This is a genomic window from Pseudomonas sp. 1L-E-NC-VB-C3, assembly GCF_057291535.1.
On sequence record NZ_JBXAWD010000002.1, the window covers coordinates 60,972 to 79,655 of the forward strand.

Below are 18,684 nucleotides of genomic sequence, written 5' to 3' on the forward strand. Positions count from 1 at the left end.
GGAAATAAATCTGCCCTCATTTTTGGATAGCAGGTGGAATCGCCGGGGGAACAGAAATGCGGGTTGAAAGCTTGTTCAATCAGGCCAAAGCCATGGCCAAAGGGCTGTATTTTCATGCGATGGAGGAGCTTGGGTTTCGTCCGGAGCAAGCTTTTGCCTATGCTCAGGATGAGCTGGAACGCTTGATGCGCAAAGACGCACCCGGCCCGAACGCAATTTTGCAAACCGCCATTTATATGGAAGGTAGCCGACATGGTTTGAAGTTGGGGGACAGCCTTTACGCATCAGACATGTTGGATATTTTGACCCTTACGTACGAACAGTGCAGCCCAGAGAGTCTGGTTGAGGCGGGAGCCGATGGCGAGGAACTGAAAGCCGTTCAGGCGGACATGGAAACCGTGCGCAATCTATTTCTTTCTCAACGGAGTAGGGTAAATGGGTTCTTCCACGGGAAATGAAGATTGACCACTGAGGACATTAAAATCGTCCAGGAAATTTTCCAATTGATCGAATCAGGCGTCGTTCATGGTTATGACGCGTTCCGGTACAGTGTCGAATGGGGAGGGAATTATATGGAGTCCGACCTCGCCGTCGAAATACATGGCTCCGAAATTTGGGACGCTGAAACTGATTTCAATCATTCGAAGGTCTATGCGCTTGTAGAAAAACTGCACGAGAACGCAGTCGCGCGTGGCGAGCCTTGGACATGCTTTGTCCTGTCTTCTCGCGAAGGCGAACAAGTAAAGATGAAATTCGATTATCAAACTCGCGACACAATCTAAAAGCAAAATCTACTTCGGATAAAGCGGCGGCAATCCACTATCACCCACCGGATCCTGCACCCGTTCCGCCGCCGGAATCGTTCGAATCGCCCGCCACAAATCCTCACCCTGCCAATGCTGCCCGGTCTCGCTGTACAGCGCGCCGTTCAGCCCATCCAACGCGTCCGATAACGGCACAAACCGCGCGGCCATATCTGCCAGTGTCTCCGGCTGTTGCCGCGCCCACGCATCCAACGCCTGGCGGGTGGCGTGGGGGTCGTTGGCCTGGCTGGCTCGTTTGATGTCGTCTAGCAGGGTGCGTGGGCTCGGGCCGGTTTGGGCGGCGCGGTGGATTGCCGGTTGCCAGCGGGCGCGCCACCAGAGGCCGAAGCCGAGCAGAGTGGTGCAGGCGAGGATCAGGGTGCTGAGTTTCCACCACCACAGGGTGTCGTTGTCGGGCGTACTCGGTTGCAGGGTGCCGGCCGGGGTGTCGATCTGCAGGCTGGGGTTGTTCGCCACTTGCAGGGTGCGCGCGGGCAGGCTGCTGTGTTCGAGGTGGTCTTCGAAGGTGTTCCACCAGACCACGTCGACGGTTGGCAGGTCGATCGCGCCGCTGCGGCTTGGCACCAGGGCTTCGCGTTCTTCGCGGCTGCCGATGATCCCGCGGTCGCTGCTCTGGTTGCTCAGCACCGGTTGGTCGGGGTAGCGGCGCAGGCCGTTGACGTCGGTGGCGGGCAGGGCTGGCAGTTGCGAGCTGGCGAGGCCTTCGACTTTCAGGGTCAGGCTGCGGGTGAGGGAATCGCCGACCTGAGTGTGATCCGGTTCCGGGCTCCAGCTTTCGCTGAGGCTGAGGTTGCGCGCCGGCAGCCATGGTGCATCGACCGGGTAGGTCAGCGGTTTCGGTTTGACCGTCAGCGGAATCGACGCCGAGCTGACGCGCATCAGTTTGCCGGGTTTCGGCCCCGAGGCGTCTGCTGATGGTGCGGTATCGACCAGCGTGGCGCTGAACGTCTGCGGGGCGATTGTCAGCAGACCGCTGTGTTGCGGATAGATCGCGTAGCGCATCTCGATCACGCCGTGGCGCAGGCCATTGATGTCTTTCTCGTAGGTGCGCGTGTCGCCGAGCTGCTCGATGCGCGCATCGGCGATTTGCAGCGGGCTCAGGCTGCTGTCGTCGTACAGCGAAACCGAGTGATAAATGCGCAAAGTCAGGATGGCCTGGGCCTGCACGTAGACGCTGGTCTGGTCGAGGCTGGCTTCGATGAACACCGGATCGAGGCTGTTGTTGTCTTCGCGGTTGTCGCTGGCGATCACCTGCACGGTGATCGGCTGGCTCTGTGCTTCGCCCAGTTGCAGCGGCGGAATCACGACGCTGCCGTTTTCTTTCGGCAGCAGGGTGATGATCCAGCGTGTGGTCGCGCGGTTGTCGCCGTTGAGGGTGTTGAGCTGGTTGACCTGGCGCGTGCCGCGCACTTCGAACAGCGCTTCCAGCGCCGACAGATCGGGCTTGCCGAACTGGGTGACGTCGTCAGTTTCGAGGGTGAGCTCGACCGTCTCGCCGGAGTTCAGGCGACTGCGATCCACGCTGGCGGTCAGCTCGGCCGCCTGAGCGGTGGCCGTGCAGATCAGCAGGGGCAGCAAGAGAGCGGTGAAGCGGGTCATCGATTGTTTTCCTGATCCTGATGTTGTTGCTGTTCGTACCAGAATTTGCGCCTGAGCAGTTCGCCCGGGTCGTCCGGGATCTTGCCCAGCCATTGTTCGAGCGCCTGACGCTGCTCGCCTTCGAGGTTGTTCTCGCTCGGGCGCAGGGTCGGCACCGTGTCGGTTTCCTCTTCCTCGTTGCTGCCGGGGATTTCATTGGGGCCGGGCAGCGGCGGGGCGGTTGGCGGCGGTTCGCTGGCCGACTCGGCCGGTTGCGCCTCGCTCTGGGTTTCACTGCTCACCGCCGGAGGGGGCGCGGTAGTGGGCGATGGCTCATCGCCGGGCAGACTTTGTTCGTTCGGCTGGTTGTCCGGTTCGGGCGGCGGCGGGGCGTTTTTCTGCTTCAGCAGGTTTTCCACCAGCGCCTTGTTGGTCTGCGCCGGACGCAGATCCGGTTGCAGTTCCAGCGCCTGTTCGTAGGCGTCGATTGCTGCTTCCAGCTCACCGCTTTTGGCCAGGGCGTTGCCACGATTGTAGTGGGCGCGGGCATCGCTGCCCTCGGCAAAACGCTGAGCGGCGCCACTGTAGTCGCCGGCCTCGTACAACGCCACCCCTTGCCATTGATGATCGTCAAAATGCTGCGCGGCTTCGGCCGGGCGTTTCTGCTTGAGCAGGTGCAAACCTTGCTGGTCGGGTCGCAACCACAAGTCTTCGAAGTCGAAAGCGTAGCTCGGTTGCGGCAGGCACCACAGCAGCGGCAGGCAGAACAGCCAGCCACGGCGCCCGGCACACGCAGCCAGCAACAGCAACGGCAACAGCAGCCAGTAACCCTGATCGGCCCAAGTATCCAAGCGCACGGTCTGGCCGTCGTCGCGCAGGCTGCGCGGGCCGTTGAGCAGGCCAAGAGCGCCAAGATCAGCTTCGTCAAGACGCGCCGGGTGATACTCGCCGCCCACGCTGTTGAGGAAAGTCGCGAGACCAGGGCTGTCGAGTTGCGGCACGCGGATCGCGCCTTGCTCGTCCTTGAGGAAACTGCCGTCTTCCTGGGCAATCGGCGCACCTTCAGCGGTGCCGATGCCGAGCATCAGCAGTTGCGTGGACTCGCCATTGAGCGCACGGCGAATGCCGCGCCGTTCCTCTTCATTGAGCGACGAACCGATCAACAGAATCCGTCCCTGTCCCAGCGCACCTTGCTTGAGCAACGCCAGCGCCTCGTCCACGGCCAGATCGGCGCGGTGGCCGGCTTCCGGCATCAGCGATGGCTTGAGCGCGTCGAGCAGGTTGCGACTGGTTGCCAGATCATCCGACAGCGGCACCAGCGTGTGCGCGCTGCCGGCATAAACGACGATGGCGGTCTGCGCATCGCTGCGCGCCTGCAACAGGTCGAACAGCTTGCGCCGCGCCTGTTCCAGACGCGTCGGCGGCGAGTCGGTGGCGAGCATCTCCGGGGTCAGTTCGAGCACGACTACCAGCGGATCGGCGGGTTTCTGGCTGGTCTGTTCGACGCGCTCCCAGCTCGGCCCGAGCAAGGCCAGAATGGTCAGCAACCACGCCACGCCTAGGGCGATCCACGGCAGTTTGCTCTGGCGACCGCTGCCGCCACTGAGCAGCGCAGCGTGAAATGCCGGCGGCAGAATCATCTGCCAGCGCCCGGCGCGTTTCTGCCGGTGCCAGAGTTGCCAGAGCAGCCAGCCGAGCAGCGGCAACAGCAGCAGCCACCAAGGGCGGAACCAGTGCGGCCAGAGCGCGATCATCGGCGCCTCCGCAGGCGCAAACGCTGCAAGCGCTCACGCCAGTCCGGCAGCGGACTTTGTAAATACAGTTGTTTGGTAAACAGGCGTAGCAGCGGATTGTCCGGCCACAGTTCGCGGACGACCAGCAACAGACTCAACCACAGCGCCAGCGCCAGCGGCCAGTGATACAAGGCTTGCGCCGGGCGTGCCTGAGTCGGTTGCTGAGTCACCGGTTCGAGCTGATCGAGGGTGTCCTTGATCGCTTGCAGCTCTTTGCCGTCATGGGCGCGGAAGTACTGGCCGCCGGTGATTTCGGCGATGGCCTTGAGTGCCGGCTCATCCAGATCGAGGCTCGGATTGACCCCGAGCAGGCCGGTCGAGCCGCTGTCCTCGGGATTGGCGCCGATGCCGATCGGATAGATTCTGACGCCTTCGCTGGCGGCCAGTTTTGCGGCGGTCAGCGGATTGATTTCGCCGCCGTTGTTGGCGCCGTCGGTGACCAGAATCAGCACGCGACTTTGCGCCGGGCGCAGACGCAGGCGTTTCAGGGCCAGACCGATGGCATCGCCGATCGCGGTGTTTTTGCCAGCGATGCCGATCCGCGCCTCGTCGAGCCAGACGCGCACGGTGCGCCGATCGAAGGTCAGCGGCGCTTGCAGGTAGGCCTGACTGCCGAACAGGATCAGACCGACGCGATCGCCGTCGCGGCTTTCGAGGAAATCGCCGAGCAAGTGCTGCACCAGCGACAGACGACTGACTTCTTCGTCCTGCCATTGCATGTCGGGAAAATCCATCGAACCGGACACGTCCACCGCCACCAGCAGATCACGGCCACTGGCGGCAATCGGCAGCGGTTCGCCGAGCCATTGCGGGCGCGCGGCGGCGATCAGCAAGATCAGCCACAGCAAGATAAACGGCGCCTGCTGCCGCCACGCCGGCAAGTTGGCGCGGGCGCGGCGGCGGGCGAGGCCTTCGAGGTCGGCGAGGAAACTGACTTTCAATGCCGGCTCGCCGCTGTCGGCCACCGGCAGGATCAGACGCATCAGCCACGGCAGCGGCAACAGCACAAAGATCCAAGGCCAGGCGAACTCAAACATGTTTGCGAATCCACGTGTCGACCGCTTGGGTCAGGCCGGCGATGGCTTTGTCGTCGAGTTTGCATTCCGGTTTGTACGCGCCTTCAACCAGCACCATCCAGCGCGTCAGGCCGGCAGCGGGGCAGCGGTTATCGAGGAAGGCCAGCCATTTGCGGCCGTTGAGGGTGTGGCTCTGGCTGTACGGATAGTGGTTGCGGCACAGGCGTTTGAGCAGGCCGTTGAGTTGTTGCAGCCAAGCGCCGGCTGGTGCACCGTCGTAGGGTTTGGGCATTTGCGCCAGTTCGGCGAGCGCGGCGATGCGCACCGGATCCAGCGGCTGCTCGGCGCGCACCACCGGGCGTTTCTTCATCGGAATGAAGCGGCGCAGCTTCCACACGGCAAAACCCAGCAGCGGCAACAGCAGAAGCAGCAGCCACCAGCCGGGCGCCGGCGGCCAGAAGGCGATCGGCGGCGGCGAGATCAGCGGTTGCAGTTGTTCGAGGCCGTTCATCGACCTTTCCCCGGACGCTGCGGGTTAAGGAACTCGCGCATCTGCTCGACCATTTCGCTCTGCGTGCTCAGCGGCATCAGCAACACCCGCAGCTTTTGTGCGAGCAGCTCCCAGCGAGCGATGCGCGCTTCGGCCTGGGCGCGGTAGGTCTGGCGCAGGTCGAAGTTCAGCGTGTCGATCTCCAGTTGCGCGCCACGTTCGGCGAAGCGCAGCAGGCCGGCGGCGGGCAGGGCGTGATCGAGTGGATCGGACAGCGGCAACATCAGGAGATCACAATGCCGCGCCAGCAGACTCAATTGCTGCTCGGCGCTGTCGGACAACGCGCGCTCATCGCAAATAACGATGGCCAGACTGCCCGGGCGCAGCACTTCCCGCGCGCGGCGAAGGGCCACGCCGAAGGCATCGCGATCCGGCTCGCGCTCGCTGTGCAGCGACTGATTGACCTTGACCAGCCGGTTGAGCAATTGCAGCAGGCTCTGCTTGCTCCGGCGAGGCTTGATTTCGTAGTGCTCGTTGTCGCCGAACACCAATCCGCCGACGCGGTCGTTGTGCCCCAGCGCGGCCCAGCCGATCAACGCCGCGACCTGCGCCGCCAGCACCGACTTGAACATCAGCCCCGAGCCGAAAAACAACCGCGTGCTTTGCTCGACCATGATGAAAATCGGTCGCTCGCGCTCTTCGTGGAACAGCTTGGTATGCGGCTCCTGCGTGCGCGCGGTGACGCGCCAGTCGATGGTGCGCACGTCGTCACCGGCCTGATAGACCCGCACCTGATCGAAGTCGACGCCACGGCCACGGAATTTCGAATGATGCAGGCCGATCAGCGGGCTGCGCTGACTCGGCGTAGAAAACAGTTGCACCTCGCGCACGCGGTGACGCATCTCGATCAGCTCGGCGAGGCTGATGCGGATACCGGGTTCGGAGGGCAGGGCGGCGTTCATGGGGGTCAAGCGACGGCGACGACGTCGAGAATCCGCTGCACCACGCGATCCTGATCGATGCCAGCGGCTTCGGCTTCGAACGACAGAATGATGCGGTGGCGCAACACGTCGAACAGCACGGCCTGAATGTCTTCCGGGCTAACGAAGTCGCGACCGGCCAGCCAAGCGTGGGCGCGGGCGCAGCGATCGAGGGCAATCGAACCGCGCGGACTGGCACCGTAAGCGATCCATTCGGCCATTTCCGGATCAAACTTGGCCGGGTTGCGCGTGGCCATGACCAGTTGCACCAGGTATTCCTCCACGGCGTCGGCCATGTACAAACCAAGGATTTCCTTGCGCGCGGCGAAAATCGCCTGCTGGCTGACCCGGCGCTCGGGCTTGGTCTCGCCGTTCAACGCCTCGCCACGCGCCTGCTGGAGGATGCGCCGTTCGACAGCGGCGTCGGGGAAGCCGATCTTGACGTGCATGAGGAAACGGTCGAGCTGGGCTTCCGGCAACGGATAGGTGCCTTCCTGTTCGATCGGGTTCTGCGTGGCCATCACCAGAAACAGCGGCGACAGCTCATAGGTGCTGCGCCCGACGCTGACCTGACGCTCGGCCATCGCTTCGAGCAAGGCCGATTGCACCTTGGCCGGCGCGCGGTTGATTTCGTCGGCGAGCACCAGGTTGTGAAAGATCGGCCCTTGCTGGAACACGAAACTGCCGGTTTCCGGACGGTAGATTTCGGTGCCGGTGATGTCAGCCGGCAGCAGGTCGGGGGTGAACTGAATTCGATGGAACTGGGCTTCGATGCCCTCGGCGAGTTCTTTGATCGCTTTGGTCTTGGCCAGACCGGGAGCGCCCTCGACCAGCATATGGCCGTCGGCGAGCAGGGCGATGAGCAAACGCTCGATGAGTTTTTCCTGGCCGAGAATCTGCGTTGAAAGAAAGGTTCGCAGCGCCAGCAGCGCTTCACGATGTTCCATCGGTGACTGTTCCTGGAAAGGGGGTGGCCGGGGCGTTCGGATAACGCCGGGGCTGGGGGCGTTACTTTAATCCATCGTGGGGGGCGGCGACTAACGGCATTTGCGCGATTTGTCAGTATCGGCCCTCGTTTGCACTGCGTGGGGCCGTTTCTGGACGTTTTTGCGATTCAGGTCTGCGTGTGCAAGCTGTGCAATATGACCTTGATGGCGGGGCGCTCAAGCAGTTCGAACCATTTGCCTTCATCAACGATGGCGCCTTGCTGCATGACGAGCACGCGGTCAAAACGATGGAGATGTTCAACATCATGGGTGACACATATAAGGCCCTGTCCAGCGAATGTCTTGAATAGCAAATCCCACACTGGTGTAGCGAGTTTCGGTTCAATCGAAGCACTCGGCTCATCAAACAGATTGAATTTGCCCGGTCGATTCAGAAGTCGCAGCAACGAAAGCCGCTTCGCTTCACCTCCGGAGATATTGGTGGCGTTTTCAGCGATGTGACCTCGGCCAATGATTTCATCAAGCTGGAGGCATTGAATTGCCTCGTTCAATGTTTTCGACTGCTCAACACCGAAAAGTACGGACTGTTCAAAACTTCCTTCCAAGAACTGCGGAGACTGGGGGCTGTAACGCACCGTTTCCAGATGAACGCGAGCATTTAAGCGATCTATGCACAGCTCGTCGATGAACAGCCGGGGCCGCACCGAAAAATCCAGTCCTGCCAGCGCTTCGAGTAACGTCGATTTGCCAGCGCCGCTGGGCCCGATGATCGCAACGGATTGGCCCTGTCGGAAGCTGATCTGGCTGGCAATTGATAGCTGCGCAACACCGTTATGGGTGATCTCGCAGGGCTCGAGCCGTAATGTTGATAGGTTATGCAACGCATCAGAGTCATTGCGGCGATCGTTATCGAAGTCAGCAGTTGCAAGTAATTCTTTGAGTCGCCGTTGATCAGCCGAAAATTGATCCAGCACCCGATAGCCTTCGGTCAGCGCCGATACATTCAACAGGAACGTACCAGCAATAGAGGAAATGGCCACCAACTGACCGACGCTGATACTTGCTTGTCCGGACGTCTGATCCATGACTCCCCAAGCCAACAAACCGCCGGTGGACAGGCTGATAAACAAAATCTTCGCCGCGCTCAACAGTCCGCCCGAGCCTGCTACGGTCACCGCAGCATTGGCGTAGCGCTCAAACGCTCGGTTCAAGAGTTGCAGGGCCGTGCGTTCGGCGCGTTCCAGTTTTATCGATTTACCAGCCCTCAAAGTATTGACCAAGGTTGCACTCAGCTCATCCTCCTGGTCATTAACAGCATCGATGTGTTTTCTGCGCCATTGAATGATCCGGTGAGTTGCATAGAGATAACAGCCACCGAGGCCAGCTAGCGCGCAGAAAACCCAGGCTCCGCCCATATACCAGAATGCGCCGGCCACAATAAGAAATTCCAGGCACAGGGGAAAACCCGTAGTGACGAAGAACATCAGCAACTGTTCGTGGGCAGTGATTCCGCGCTCGACCGACTTGATGAAGTGTCCTACTCGCCACGTGCCAAACTGGGAAAAATCCTTGCCCATCAACCGCGCCATCCAATTGATGGAAGCATCCATGACAATTCGCTGGACGAGCTTTGAGAGCAGCAGCGTTTGCAGGGGGGTGGTCATCGACTGAATGCAACCGGCCAGCGTAAAAGCTGCGGTGAAAAAAAGCAGCGTACGCAGCGTTGTGTGATCGGCATCGTTTAGTGAATCGACGATCTTGCCCAATAACAAAGGAGGGGCCAGGGCCAGGATTTTCAGGGTGATGGTCGCGCCTATTGTCATCACCAGCAGGAGTCGATGTTTCTCGCAGGCTGTTCTTATAAATGTCTGCATGAGTATGGGCCTGTGGTCGTTTTGGATCACGCCGTTGGCGTGCTCCTGGTGCCGAGCAAAATGTGCTGAGGAGCTACGGGTTGGCCATTTCTGATTATGTTGAATCGGTCGAGACCCGGGATATAAGTCTGGGTAACTACGTTGGTCCCCGGGTACTCCATGACTGTTCTGAACAATAGGACTTTGTTCATACCGCTCAGGTTTTTTCGGAGCAAGGCAAGTTGTTCAGGAACAGAGAGTGCAAGCAGGCTTTTTGGCGGCGCCAGGGTATTGAGTTTCAAGTTTTTAACGGGTGCAAAGTCTATCAGCTGTTTCAGTTTCTCGGATTGACAAAGCACATCAAGTACCTTTCGGTCCGCGATTTCATCGTTGGCGTCGTATAAGGCGTTTGATTGGAATTGCTCCGTTACCGCTCTTTGGATGGCGATAAATATGTCCAAAGAACAGCCGGAGCCGATTGCGGATATATGTCGGTCGCCGGGGCCGGTTCGTGGGAATGCAACCGCCAGATAAACTTCTGACTCGTCTTTGATAATGATGATCTGCAAAGCTTCGGCAGCCCGTAGCGCGTATGAGTTGTTGAACAGGGCTTGCGCAAGCAGGGGCGCCGACGGTGAGTAGAGATCTATCGCAGGTATCAGTCTGCAGACGGCCATGAAAAACCGGGACAACAGGTGTCGCTCAATCAGTTCCAGGGTACCGTGCAGCAGTGCTTCTGATTTCGTGCAGCCGAAAGCAGTTCCTGAGTTAGAGGCGTAGCGATTTAAAAAGCGCGTCGGTTGACTCGTTGTTTTACGTTCATCTTTGACCGGATACAGCAGGGCGCATGGCACAAAAAGCCCGGCGCAGCCGTCGAGTGCTGCAAGCTGCAGACACTGTAGAGGCTCGATGTTTTTTCGCAGACTTGTGAAAATGCCGTCCGACTCGACCCCGTTCTGCGAAGCGATGTCACTGCAACCAAGCGTTGTGCAAAATGGCGGCTCGGCGTGAAACATCGCGTAGTGCTCAAGGCTTTCAGCAAGTGCACCTACAAGCGCGTCGGGACCTTTGCCTGCGCCTGATTCAATCAGCGTGTCGTATTCGTTATAGAGTTCGGCAGTAGCGACCAGATTACCGTCATCGACATAGCGCACTCGCGCTTTCAAACCCAGTGTCTGAATAACATTGTTTATTCGGACAAACGCTTCGCTGGATGAAATCTCACGCTCTGACATGGTGAGCCTCGTAGGCTTGAATGCCGAAAGATCGACTTTCGGCATTTTCAGGATTGGCTGATCGGGAGGCCGAGTCAGCGGGTCAGTGAGGCGAAGAAGTCCAGTTCCGTCGCCAGGAAACCTTCAAAGTGGCCCGAGCCATAAGGCAAATCCTCGAAGGTGTTTATTTCAGAACGTTTTCTACCCATTACATATGACTCCATTGAATATCACGTTGTCGGCACTTTTTTGTGCGCCGAGCTTGCATGTTTTTTTGCAAGCGCAACGAGTAATAACAAGGGAGGGGTGGGCCCGCAATCAGACGGCTTCCGATGATTGCGTAGGGCACTTCTTGAGGAGTAGTAGGATCGAGCTTCGTGCTGTTAAACACAGCGGCGTTCTATGCGGAAAATTAGCGCGAATTATGGTTTTCAGGTGTTTAGAGCTTGTAGAGGTATCGATCAGCGTGGAATTAATGACGATGGCATAAGGGGCGATCAAATGCCGTCGTCATTTATCTTGTCATGCGAGCCGACCTGGTTATTCCAGATTAATTACAAAAGTTCCTGTCCCATCGAGAATATTCTTCAAGGTCTCAACAACCTCTTCCATATCCGCCATATCCGGGTTGAAAGCGATCTCCAGCACATCATCCCCATTCAACGCATCGGCATCCGCCGCAGCAATCTCGATCTTCAGCAGTTCCGACGTCAGCGTGACCTTCACGCCGTCAAGCGTCGACGGCTCGCCATCCAGGGTGATCTCCAGCTCATCCTCATCCGGATAACGGCTCATCAGGAACATCTCACCCTTGTCGCTGTGGCAGCAGAGCATGGCCATGTTGTCTTCTTCGTCGTCGCACGGGTTGACGATCAGTAGGGCGGTGGTCATTTGCATGGGTGAAATCCTGGGCAGTGGCGGCGGTGAATCTGTTCGAAGGCGCGATTTTGCCAGTCTCTGCTCGTTCGCGCTGCCTGCATCGGCAAAAAGTCGCAAAGCAGGACATTTCCGTCGCCCGGTTCCGAGTAGCGAGAAGGGAAAATCCGACGCCAGCGTAAGGCAATTACCGGATGCGCAAAATCCACCCGAAATTGCGATTTTTCGCTTGTGATCGCCACCGTTTTGCCGTTAGTTTCGCCGCTCTTGCGCAACGGAGTGCGTTACCAAAACCCCGAAAAAGGACCTTTGCCATGACTCAATATTTCGAACGCGCCGAAGAAATTCGCCACCTGTCTGACGAACAGATCGAGGAGATCTACAAGCGCTATCTGGAAGGTGAGAAAACTTCGCAGCTGATGGAGCAATTCCAGATTCCTTCCACGGTGCGCAGTCTGCTAAAAGTTCTGCCACCGATCGTCAGCACAGACCTCACCTGTCCTTACTGTGAACTGCCGATGTGGATGCGCCGCTACGCCAGGGGAACTCCGCTTTCGTTGCGCAGTGCATTCAAATGCGTCCGCTGTGAGCACCAGCACAGTGTCCCCGGCGCCAATGGCCGCCACGCAGCGTGCAACTGCACAGAATGTTTCAAGGTTCGCCAGCAACAAATGGCCGCCCGGGCAGCGCGGGACCGTCTGGAGTTGCAGGCCAGATATGGCGCGCAACTCCCTGCAGTGCCTTACGCCAATCTGGGCTTTGTGCAGAAGTTGACGTTGCTTGCCTTGCTCGATGATGGCTACGGCGCAAACGTTGAATGGATTGCGCCGTTGAACGCGCCATCCCGAGAGGAGCTGCTCGCCCTGACCTTCGAGGCGCGGGAAGAGTTGCTCAAAGACCTGCACGAAGCCGGGGTGCTGGCGGTTTCCACCGAATCCGATATCAACGCCTTCGATCGCAGCGAGGGTTGCAGTATTCGCGAGTACAGCGCCGTGCGCTGGCTGCCCAACGTCACGCTGGATGGCGCGGCGCGCAGTAACCGAGAGAATCTGTATCTGGCGCTGTATCAGGAATTGTCGGGCAGCGTAAAGGCTGCCTGGAAGAGCGAAATCTATTCGCTGGTCTTCAGTCTCGCCCGCGAAGAGTCGCTTCAATACATTCGTGTGCTGGCCAGTGAGGTGGATTTCGCCTTCACGGCCGAAGCCCGTGCCGATGAGGTGGTCGGGCAGTTGTTGCAGGACTTCTCGGTGAGTCAGTTGTATTACTTCGCCCGCTTGGCGGTACGAAACGCCGCGCACTTTTATGCCACCGGCAATTCCAAAGGGCGCAGTCACGCCTCCAACACCATTCCGCGCAACATGCTGGGCACGGCGCAGGACGCGCTCGTCCGTAACTGGCGCAAGAACGGCCATCGTGATGCGCGGGTGCCGCAGACAGCCTTGCAGCGACTGCTTTACGACGTAGTGCTGAAGGACAGCGGCGCCGGATTCTCAAAGTCGCCGGGCATGTACTGGCGCGACGAACTGGTTCCGCAATTCTTCAGCGCCGTAGCGTTCGACAGCGACTTGCTGGGCAATCTGCGCCTGTTCTGCCGCGAATGCGATTCGAGCAACATTGACGCCAGCATGGACAAGCAGATCCTGCAGACGATGTGCTACGACTGCGCCACGGTGAGCAAATTCAGAGCCTTTGAGGAACTGCCGGACTGATCCGCGTCAACCGCCAGCGCTGGACCGGATGCCACGCTCAGGGTCGATAACAGGGCCTTGGGCGTTTTCGTTTCCGGATATGTAACGTTCCCAAGGATTGTCCTGGCACGAAAGTCCCGTGAAACCGGGGTGTCGAGCCTGCATTTAAGCTCACGCCTGCTAGTGTTGAAGCAGGCGAAACCCTGCATTTACGTGCCAATGACCGAATATGTCGCAGCACCGCAAGCAGACACATTGTCGCACCCATTAAGCTGCGCAACGGATGAGCACCCGGAAAGGCATTGTCGGCAGTGCTGGCAGTCGCTTTTGCAGATGCTCATTCATGGAAGGTGAATGTGACCTGAGTGTCCCGTCCAGCTTCACCCACCTGTCTCCCTGTTTCCTCTGCCCGAGAATCAGGAACAGGGCGACACCAGCCCCGAAAGGGGTGTTGCACGCGACGCTTTCCATCAATAACAAGCTTAAGCGGAGTACCACAGATGGCGTTCTTCACCGCAGCCAGCAAAGCCGACTTCCAGCACCAACTGCAAGCGGCACTGGCGCAGCACATCAGTGAACAGGCACTGCCACAAGTGGCGCTGTTCGCTGAACAATTCTTCGGCATCATTTCCCTGGACGAGCTGACTCAACGTCGTCTCTCCGACCTCGCTGGCTGTACTCTCTCTGCGTGGCGCCTGCTTGAGCGCTTCGATCACGCGCAACCGCAAGTGCGTGTCTACAACCCCGATTACGAACGCCACGGCTGGCAGTCGACCCACACCGCGGTCGAAGTGCTGCACCACGACCTGCCATTTCTGGTCGACTCGGTGCGTACCGAGCTGAACCGTCGCGGCTACAGCATTCACACCCTGCAGACCACCGTGCTCAGCGTGCGTCGTGGCAGCAAGGGCGAATTGCTGGAAATCCTGCCAAAAGGCAGCACCGGCGAAGGCGTGCTGCACGAATCGCTGATGTACCTGGAAATCGACCGTTGCGCCAACGCGGCCGAGCTGAATGTGCTGAGCAAAGAGCTTGAGCAGGTGCTAGGTGAAGTGCGCGTCGCCGTTGCTGACTTCGAGCCGATGAAAGCCAAGGTGCAGGACATCCTCACCCAGCTCGACAACAGCGCCTATCCGGTCGATGCCGACGAAAAGAACGAAATCAAGAGCTTCCTGGAATGGCTGGTGGGCAACCACTTCACCTTCCTCGGCTACGAAGAGTTCGTGGTCACCGATCAGGCCGATGGCGGCCACATCGAGTACGACCGGAACTCCTTCCTCGGCCTGACGAAACTGCTGCGCACCGGCCTGACCTACGAAGACCTGCGCATCGAAGACTACGCCGTGTCCTATCTGCGCGAACCGACCCTGCTGTCGTTCGCCAAGGCTGCGCACCCGAGCCGTGTGCACCGTCCGGCTTACCCGGACTACGTGTCGATCCGTGAAATCGACGCCGACGGCAAAGTCATCAAGGAACACCGCTTCATGGGCCTGTACACCTCGTCGGTGTACGGCGAGAGCGTGCGGGTCATCCCGTTCATCCGCCGCAAGGTCGAAGAAATCGAGCGCCGCTCCGGCTTCCAGTCCAAGGCTCACCTGGGCAAGGAACTGGCACAGGTCCTCGAAGTGCTGCCGCGTGACGACCTGTTCCAGACCCCGGTCGACGAACTGTTCACCACCGTGATGTCGATCGTGCAGATCCAGGAACGCAACAAGATCCGCGTGTTCCTGCGCAAAGACCCGTACGGTCGCTTCTGCTACTGCCTGGCCTACGTGCCGCGCGACATCTATTCCACCGAAGTTCGCCAGAAGATCCAGCAAGTGCTGATGGAGCGCCTGAAGGCGTCCGATTGCGAATTCTGGACCTTCTTCTCGGAATCCGTGCTGGCCCGCGTGCAGTTGATCCTGCGCGTCGATCCGAAGAACCGTCTCGACATCGACCCGCTGCTGCTGGAAAAAGAAGTGGTTCAGGCCTGCCGCAGCTGGCAGGACGATTACGCCGCACTGACCGTCGAAAGCTTCGGCGAAGCCCACGGCACCAACGTGCTGGCCGACTTCCCGAAAGGCTTCCCGGCCGGTTACCGCGAGCGTTTCGCCGCGCATTCGGCCGTGGTCGACATGCAGCACCTGCTGAGCCTCAACGAAAAAAATCCGCTGGTGATGAGCTTCTATCAGCCGCTCGGTCAGGTCTCCGGCCAGCGCGAGCTGCATTGCAAGCTGTATCACGCCGACACGCCGCTGGCGCTGTCCGACGTCTTGCCAATTCTGGAAAACCTCGGCCTGCGTGTACTGGGTGAATTCCCGTACCGCCTGCGCCACACCAACGGCCGCGAATTCTGGATTCACGATTTCGCCTTCACCGCCGCTGAAGGTCTGGACCTCGACATCCAGCAACTCAACGACACGCTGCAGGACGCGTTCGTGCACATCGTGCGCGGCGATGCCGAGAATGATGCGTTCAACCGTCTGGTGCTGACCGCCGGTCTGCCATGGCGCGACGTCGCGCTGCTGCGTGCCTACGCCCGTTACCTGAAGCAGATTCGTCTGGGCTTCGACCTGGGTTACATCGCCAGCACCCTGAACAACCACACCGACATCGCTCGCGAGCTGACCCGGTTGTTCAAGACCCGTTTCTACCTGGCACGCAAGCTCGGCAGCGATGATCTGGAAGACAAGCAGCTGCGTCTGGAACAAGCGATTCTGACTGCACTGGACGATGTTCAGGTGCTCAACGAAGACCGCATCCTGCGTCGTTACCTCGACCTGATCAAAGCCACCCTGCGCACCAACTTCTATCAGACTGACGCCAACGGCCAGAACAAGTCGTACTTCAGCTTCAAGTTCAACCCGCATGCGATCCCTGAGCTGCCCAAGCCAGTGCCGAAGTTTGAAATCTTCGTCTACTCGCCACGCGTCGAAGGCGTGCACCTGCGCTTCGGCAACGTTGCTCGTGGTGGCCTGCGCTGGTCTGACCGTGAAGAAGACTTCCGTACCGAAGTGCTCGGCCTGGTAAAAGCCCAGCAAGTGAAGAACTCGGTCATCGTGCCGGTGGGTGCGAAGGGCGGCTTCCTGCCGCGTCGCCTGCCACTGGGCGGCAGCCGTGACGAGATCGCGGCCGAGGGCATCGCCTGCTACCGCATCTTCATTTCCGGTCTGTTGGACATCACCGACAACCTGAAGGACGGCGCCCTGGTACCGCCGGTCAACGTCGTGCGTCATGACGATGATGACCCGTACCTGGTGGTCGCGGCGGACAAGGGCACTGCGACCTTCTCCGACATCGCCAACGGCATCGCCATCGACTACGGCTTCTGGCTGGGTGACGCGTTTGCCTCCGGTGGTTCGGCCGGTTACGACCACAAGAAAATGGGCATCACCGCCAAGGGCGCGTGGGTCGGCGTACAGCGCCACTTCCGCGAGCGCGGCATCAATGTTCAGGAAGACAGCATCACCGTGGTTGGCGTCGGCGACATGGCCGGCGACGTGTTCGGTAACGGCCTGTTGATGTCCGACAAGCTGCAACTGGTCGCTGCGTTCAACCACATGCACATCTTCATCGACCCTAACCCGAACCCGGCGACCAGTTTCGTCGAGCGTCAGCGTCTGTTCGACCTGCCGCGTTCGGCCTGGACCGACTACGACACCAGCATCATGTCCGAAGGTGGCGGTATCTTCTCGCGCAGCGCGAAGAGCATCGCGATCTCGCCGCAGATGAAAGAACGCTTCGACATCCAGGCTGACAAGCTGACCCCGACCGAACTGCTCAATGCCTTGCTCAAGGCGCCGGTGGATCTGTTGTGGAACGGCGGTATCGGCACCTACGTCAAGGCCAGCACCGAAAGCCACGCCGATGTCGGCGACAAGGCCAACGATGCACTGCGCGTCAACGGCAACGAGCTGCGCTGCAAAGTCGTGGGCGAGGGCGGTAACCTCGGCATGACCCAACTGGGTCGTGTGGAATTCGGTCTCAATGGCGGCGGTTCCAACACCGACTTCATCGACAACGCCGGTGGCGTGGACTGCTCCGACCACGAAGTGAACATCAAGATCCTGCTGAACGAAGTGGTTCAGGCCGGTGACATGACCGACAAGCAACGCAACCAGTTGCTCGCGAGCATGACCGACGAAGTCGGCAATCTGGTGCTGGGCAACAACTACAAGCAGACTCAGGCCCTGTCCCTGGCGGCGCGCCGTGCTTACGCGCGCATCGCTGAGTACAAGCGTCTGATGAGCGATCTGGAAGGCCGTGGCAAGCTGGACCGTGCCATCGAGTTCCTGCCGACCGAAGAGCAACTGACCGAGCGCGTCGCTGAGGGCCACGGCCTGACCCGTCCTGAGCTGTCGGTGCTGATTTCCTACAGCAAGATCGACCTGAAAGAGCAGCTGCTGGGCTCGCTGGTGCCGGACGACGACTACCTGACCCGCGACATGGAAACGGCGTTCCCGCCGACCCTGGTCAGCAAGTTCTCCGAAGCCATGCGTCGCCACCGTCTGAAGCGCGAGATCGTCAGCACGCAGATCGCCAACGATCTGGTCAACCACATGGGCATCACTTTCGTGCAGCGACTCAAAGAGTCGACCGGCATGAGCCCGGCAAACGTGGCTGGCGCTTACGTGATCGTGCGCGACATCTTCCACCTCCCGCACTGGTTCCGTCAGATCGAAGCGCTGGACTACCAGGTTTCCGCTGACGTGCAGCTGGAGCTGATGGACGAGCTGATGCGTCTGGGCCGTCGCGCCACGCGCTGGTTCCTGCGTGCCCGCCGCAACGAGCAGAACGCTGCCCGTGACGTCGCGCATTTCGGTCCGCACCTGAAAGAACTGGGCCTGAAACTCGACGAGCTGCTCAGCGGCGAAATCCGCGAGAACTGGCAGTCGCGTTATCAAGCGTACGTCGAAGCCGGTGTGCCGGAACTGCTGGCGCGTATGGTTGCGGGCACTTCGCACCTGTACACGCTGCTGCCGATCATCGAAGCCGCAGACGTCACCGGGCAGAACCCGGCCGAAGTGGCCAAGGCCTACTTCGCCGTCGGCTCTGCGCTGGACATCACCTGGTACCTGCAACAGATCAGCGCTCTGCCGGTTGAAAACAACTGGCAGGCTCTGGCCCGTGAAGCGTTCCGTGATGACGTCGACTGGCAGCAACGGGCGATCACCATCTCCGTCCTGCAACAGGGCGACGGCTCGCAGGACGTGGAAGCACGCCTGGCGCTGTGGATGGCCCAGCACGAAAGCATGATCGAACGCTGGCGCGCCATGCTGGTGGAAATCCGTGCTGCGAGCGGTACGGACTACGCCATGTACGCGGTGGCCAACCGTGAGCTGCTGGATCTGGCGTTGAGTGGGCAAGCGATCGTGCCTGCGATCACTGCGAATGCCGAGCTTGAACTGGCGTAAGTAGTGGCTGAATGAAGAAGCCCCGCTCT

The 18,684-nt window shown here is 59.8% G+C and carries 14 protein-coding genes; 5 read left to right on the plus strand and 9 right to left on the minus strand.

Going from position 1 to position 18,684, the window contains the following annotated elements; translation table 11 throughout:
* Positions 1-56 precede the first annotated feature (56 nt).
* The gene (locus tag AC0Z5Z_RS03740) at positions 57-458 is read left to right on the plus strand and encodes a hypothetical protein (protein ID WP_252876440.1); all 402 of its coding nucleotides are present in this window, start codon (positions 57-59) and stop codon (positions 456-458) included.
* Between the two features lie 3 nt (positions 459-461).
* A complete protein-coding gene (locus tag AC0Z5Z_RS03745) occupies positions 462-782 on the plus strand; it encodes a hypothetical protein (RefSeq protein WP_151550880.1) in 321 nt (106 codons plus the stop codon).
* A gap of 9 nt (positions 783-791) precedes the next feature.
* On the opposite strand, the gene AC0Z5Z_RS03750 is transcribed toward AC0Z5Z_RS03745, so the two are convergent.
* The 9 genes from AC0Z5Z_RS03750 to AC0Z5Z_RS03790 all read right to left on the minus strand — a co-directional run bounded on the left by AC0Z5Z_RS03750 (position 792) and on the right by AC0Z5Z_RS03790 (position 11,592).
* The gene (locus AC0Z5Z_RS03750; protein ID WP_252876439.1) at positions 792-2,423 is read right to left on the minus strand and encodes a BatD family protein; all 1,632 of its coding nucleotides are present in this window, start codon (positions 2,421-2,423) and stop codon (positions 792-794) included.
* Positions 2,420-4,156, minus strand: coding sequence for a vWA domain-containing protein (locus AC0Z5Z_RS03755; RefSeq protein WP_056789457.1), 1,737 nt, complete (start codon positions 4,154-4,156; stop codon positions 2,420-2,422). Before AC0Z5Z_RS03755 ends, AC0Z5Z_RS03750 begins: the two co-directional genes overlap by 4 nt.
* The gene (locus AC0Z5Z_RS03760) at positions 4,153-5,232 is read right to left on the minus strand and encodes a vWA domain-containing protein (protein ID WP_252876438.1); all 1,080 of its coding nucleotides are present in this window, start codon (positions 5,230-5,232) and stop codon (positions 4,153-4,155) included. The genes AC0Z5Z_RS03755 and AC0Z5Z_RS03760 overlap by 4 nt, the downstream gene beginning before the upstream one ends.
* On the minus strand, positions 5,225-5,722 hold the full coding sequence (locus AC0Z5Z_RS03765; RefSeq protein WP_042606790.1) for a DUF4381 domain-containing protein: 498 nt from the start codon (positions 5,720-5,722) through the stop codon (positions 5,225-5,227). The genes AC0Z5Z_RS03760 and AC0Z5Z_RS03765 overlap by 8 nt, the downstream gene beginning before the upstream one ends.
* Positions 5,719-6,663 carry a DUF58 domain-containing protein gene (locus AC0Z5Z_RS03770; protein WP_016774988.1) on the minus strand — a complete coding sequence of 315 codons (945 nt, stop codon included), beginning with the start codon at positions 6,661-6,663 and terminating at the stop codon, positions 5,719-5,721. Before AC0Z5Z_RS03770 ends, AC0Z5Z_RS03765 begins: the two co-directional genes overlap by 4 nt.
* Before the next feature lie 5 nt (positions 6,664-6,668).
* Entirely contained in the window at positions 6,669-7,628 is a 960-nt protein-coding gene (locus tag AC0Z5Z_RS03775) for an AAA family ATPase (protein ID WP_007913915.1), read from the minus strand.
* Positions 7,629-7,795: 167 nt separating this feature from the next.
* Positions 7,796-9,502 (minus strand): ATP-binding cassette domain-containing protein, encoded by a 1,707-nt coding sequence (locus AC0Z5Z_RS03780; RefSeq protein WP_485610704.1) that lies wholly within the window; start codon positions 9,500-9,502, stop codon positions 7,796-7,798.
* Positions 9,503-9,528: 26 nt separating this feature from the next.
* The gene (locus tag AC0Z5Z_RS03785; RefSeq protein ID WP_485610705.1) at positions 9,529-10,716 is read right to left on the minus strand and encodes a YcaO-like family protein; all 1,188 of its coding nucleotides are present in this window, start codon (positions 10,714-10,716) and stop codon (positions 9,529-9,531) included.
* A gap of 519 nt (positions 10,717-11,235) precedes the next feature.
* The gene (locus AC0Z5Z_RS03790; protein WP_485610706.1) at positions 11,236-11,592 is read right to left on the minus strand and encodes a hypothetical protein; all 357 of its coding nucleotides are present in this window, start codon (positions 11,590-11,592) and stop codon (positions 11,236-11,238) included.
* Between AC0Z5Z_RS03790 and AC0Z5Z_RS03795 the strand changes: the two genes are divergently transcribed.
* The 3 genes from AC0Z5Z_RS03795 (at position 11,591) to AC0Z5Z_RS03805 (ending at position 18,655) form a co-directional block, all read left to right on the plus strand.
* The gene (locus tag AC0Z5Z_RS03795) at positions 11,591-11,806 is read left to right on the plus strand and encodes a hypothetical protein (protein ID WP_252876435.1); all 216 of its coding nucleotides are present in this window, start codon (positions 11,591-11,593) and stop codon (positions 11,804-11,806) included. The two genes, AC0Z5Z_RS03790 and AC0Z5Z_RS03795, sit on opposite strands and share 2 nt — an antisense overlap.
* 79 nt (positions 11,807-11,885) lie before the next feature.
* Positions 11,886-13,280 carry a hypothetical protein gene (locus tag AC0Z5Z_RS03800; protein ID WP_485610707.1) on the plus strand — a complete coding sequence of 465 codons (1,395 nt, stop codon included), beginning with the start codon at positions 11,886-11,888 and terminating at the stop codon, positions 13,278-13,280.
* Positions 13,281-13,759: 479 nt separating this feature from the next.
* On the plus strand, positions 13,760-18,655 hold the full coding sequence (locus tag AC0Z5Z_RS03805) for an NAD-glutamate dehydrogenase (protein ID WP_095180183.1): 4,896 nt from the start codon (positions 13,760-13,762) through the stop codon (positions 18,653-18,655).
* The last annotated feature ends 29 nt before the right edge of the window (positions 18,656-18,684 follow it).

Excerpts from the sequence above, each read along its gene's own strand:
- AC0Z5Z_RS03780 (WP_485610704.1), bottom strand. The coding sequence starts at position 9,502 with ATGCAGACATTTATAAGAACAGCCTGCGAGAAACATCGACTCCTGCTG.
- AC0Z5Z_RS03795 (WP_252876435.1), top strand. The coding sequence starts at position 11,591 with ATGGGTGAAATCCTGGGCAGTGGCGGCGGTGAATCTGTTCGAAGGCGC.
- AC0Z5Z_RS03750 (WP_252876439.1), bottom strand. The coding sequence starts at position 2,423 with ATGACCCGCTTCACCGCTCTCTTGCTGCCCCTGCTGATCTGCACGGCC.
- AC0Z5Z_RS03760 (WP_252876438.1), bottom strand. The coding sequence starts at position 5,232 with ATGTTTGAGTTCGCCTGGCCTTGGATCTTTGTGCTGTTGCCGCTGCCG.
- AC0Z5Z_RS03785 (WP_485610705.1), bottom strand. The coding sequence starts at position 10,716 with ATGTCAGAGCGTGAGATTTCATCCAGCGAAGCGTTTGTCCGAATAAAC.
- AC0Z5Z_RS03740 (WP_252876440.1), top strand. The coding sequence starts at position 57 with ATGCGGGTTGAAAGCTTGTTCAATCAGGCCAAAGCCATGGCCAAAGGG.
- AC0Z5Z_RS03765 (WP_042606790.1), bottom strand. The coding sequence starts at position 5,722 with ATGAACGGCCTCGAACAACTGCAACCGCTGATCTCGCCGCCGCCGATC.
- AC0Z5Z_RS03805 (WP_095180183.1), top strand. The coding sequence starts at position 13,760 with ATGGCGTTCTTCACCGCAGCCAGCAAAGCCGACTTCCAGCACCAACTG.
- AC0Z5Z_RS03790 (WP_485610706.1), bottom strand. The coding sequence starts at position 11,592 with ATGCAAATGACCACCGCCCTACTGATCGTCAACCCGTGCGACGACGAA.
- AC0Z5Z_RS03775 (WP_007913915.1), bottom strand. The coding sequence starts at position 7,628 with ATGGAACATCGTGAAGCGCTGCTGGCGCTGCGAACCTTTCTTTCAACG.
- AC0Z5Z_RS03770 (WP_016774988.1), bottom strand. The coding sequence starts at position 6,663 with ATGAACGCCGCCCTGCCCTCCGAACCCGGTATCCGCATCAGCCTCGCC.
- AC0Z5Z_RS03800 (WP_485610707.1), top strand. The coding sequence starts at position 11,886 with ATGACTCAATATTTCGAACGCGCCGAAGAAATTCGCCACCTGTCTGAC.
- AC0Z5Z_RS03755 (WP_056789457.1), bottom strand. The coding sequence starts at position 4,156 with ATGATCGCGCTCTGGCCGCACTGGTTCCGCCCTTGGTGGCTGCTGCTG.